Raw genomic sequence first — 2,360 nt, 5'->3', positions numbered from 1 at the left:
GTCAGCAGCTCGCGGCGAAGGGCGTCATTCATGCCCGCCCCGTATCCCCGTGGCGCCGGCCGCGTTGATGCCGCTCAGCCACGGCTGGCGGTGGCGAGCCGTATGCCCAGCGCGACGAACAGCGAGCCGAGCGCCCGGTCCATCCAGCGGCCGAGGCGCGGGCTCGACTTCAGTGCCCGCGCGAGGCGTCCGCCGGCCAGGACCAGCAGCGGCTCGACCAGCGCGGCCACGGCGATGATGAGGCTGCCGTGGAGGAATAGCTGGGCGCTCGCCGGCCCGGCGCCCGCGGTGACGAACTGGGGCAGAAAGGCCAGGAAGAACACCGCCACCTTCGGATTCAGTGCCGCGACCAGGACGCCCCGGCGCAGCACGGCCGTCGCCGTCACGGTGGCGGGGGCAGGTGCCGTGTCGGCATCGCCGGCGGCCTCGCCGCGCCAGGCGCTCAGGCCGAGCCAGATCAGGTAGGCCGCACCGATCCACTTGACCACGGAGAAGGCGGTGGCGGAGGCCGCGAGTATCGCGGACAGCCCCAGTGCGGCGAGCAGCACGTGCAGGAACGCGCCGATCCAGACGCCGAACATCGCGGCGAAGCCCTTGCGGACGCCGTGCCGGGCGGCCTGGCCGACGATGAAGGCCATGTCCGGTCCGGGGGTGAGGTTGAGCAGCACGGCGGCGCTGAGGAACGCGAGCCAGTGCGCGAGGGTGTAGTCGAACATGGCGTCTTCCGGGCGGCACGTCCGGCGCCGCGGTCTCTGGTTCGGGGAAGCACTAGGCTGCCTGCTCGCGGTGGAAAAGGGAACGGGCCCGGGCCCTCTTTTTATCTCGCAATTGACAACGATTCGCATTCAACATATCGTACGATAAATTGACCCGAAGGGCTGGATCATGCGCCGCATCTCACACGCCACCTCCTGCCGACGGCCGCGTATTGACGCGGCCGCGCTCTGTGCAGCCCTGGCGATGCTGCTCGTCTCCGCGCTGCCCGCCGGGGCGGCCCCGGCAAACCGCATCGCCGTGCTCGACCCGGGCCACGCGGAGATCCTCACGGCCCTCGGCCTGGGGGACGCGCTGGTGCTGGTGCCGGAGGACCCGGCGCTCGCCGGCCGCGTGCCGGCGGCGGCGCGTTACCACCGTATGCCGTCCGCGGAGGGGCTGCTCGCCCAGCGCCCGGACCTGCTGATCGGCGGCAATCCCGCCCGGGACCGGGAACTCATGACCCAGGCGGACCGGTTGGGCATCGACAGTGCCATGATCCCGCGGACGCTGCCGGCGCCGGCGCGCATCGGCCGCATCGCCGGGCGTGTCGGGCGCGAGGCCCGGGGGCGCGAGCTCGTCGCGGGTATCGAGGCGGACTACGCCGCGGCGCGGGAGATCGTCGACGGCGCCGCCCCCGTGCGCGTGCTCCACGTCTCCAGCAGCGGGGCGGGGAGCAGCGGCGCCGTGACCGGCGCGGGGGCCGGGACCTCGGCGGACGGGCTCATCCGGCGCGCCGGCGGCGTCAACGTCGGGGCCGAGGCGGGCCTGGAGCGTTACCAGAGCCTGAGCGCGGAGGGTGTGATCGCCATGGCGCCGGAGGCGGTGCTGGTCTCCCGCCAGGAACTGGCCGCCCTGGGCGGACGTACCGGTATCTGGCAGCGGGTGTCCGGGCTGGCCCATACCCCGGCGGCGGCAGACCGGCGCCTGATCGTGCTCGGCCACAGCGCCGTGAAGTTCGACGCGGTGACCAGCGGCGAGGCCACCCTGATGCTGGCGAGGGCGCTCCATGGCGACGACTGATGGCGTCACCGGCGGACCCTGGCCGGGCCGTGGGCGCCCGCCGGTCGTCGCGCTCTACGCGGGGCTGACCCTCGCCATCGCCGCGGGGCTGGCCGCGGCGGTCTCCACCGGCGTGGTCGCGGTGGACGCGGGCCGGCTGCTGGCGGTGATGCTCTCGCCGCTGGAGGCGGCGGAGGGCCAGCCCGTCGCCCACGCGGTGTTCTGGGACCTGCGCCTGCCGCGGGCGCTCATGGCACTGCTGGTCGGGGGTTCGCTGGCGATGGCGGGGGCGGCGATGCAGGGGCTGTTCGGCAACCCGCTGGCCGACCCGGGCATCGTCGGGGTCAGCAGCGGGGCGTCGCTGGGCGCGGTCCTCGTCATCGTCATGCAGATCAACGTGCTCGGGAGCTGGACGCTGCCGGCGGGGGCGTTCCTGAGCGGCTTCGTGACCACCTGGCTGATCTACCTGCTGGCGCGGCCCTCGCAGACCGGTGGCGATAACGCACGGCTGCTGCTGATCGGGATCGCGATAAACAGCATCGCCGGCGCGCTCACCGGCTATCTCACCTACCTTGCCAGCGTCGAGCAGCTCGAGAGCCTGCTGC

At 73.3% G+C, this 2,360-nt stretch carries 3 protein-coding genes; 2 read left to right on the top strand and 1 reads right to left on the bottom strand.

The window, feature by feature from the left end:
• Positions 1-74: 74 nt before the first annotated feature.
• Entirely contained in the window at positions 75-716 is a 642-nt protein-coding gene (locus tag G7A99_RS12165) for a LysE family translocator (protein ID WP_163140488.1), read from the bottom strand.
• A 169-nt stretch (positions 717-885) separates the two neighbouring features.
• Between G7A99_RS12165 and G7A99_RS12160 the strand changes: the two genes are divergently transcribed.
• Positions 886-1,776 (top strand): ABC transporter substrate-binding protein, encoded by an 891-nt coding sequence (locus tag G7A99_RS12160; RefSeq protein ID WP_163140486.1) that lies wholly within the window; start codon positions 886-888, stop codon positions 1,774-1,776.
• On the top strand, positions 1,763-2,360 hold a 598-nt coding region (locus G7A99_RS24900; RefSeq protein ID WP_205599830.1), incomplete at its 3' end, for an iron ABC transporter permease. The genes G7A99_RS12160 and G7A99_RS24900, both read left to right, overlap by 14 nt.

It is taken from the genome of Arhodomonas sp. KWT (assembly GCF_010993615.1).
The sequence above is the reverse complement of the archived record's forward strand: the minus strand, read 5'-3'. Positions and strand labels throughout refer to the sequence as shown.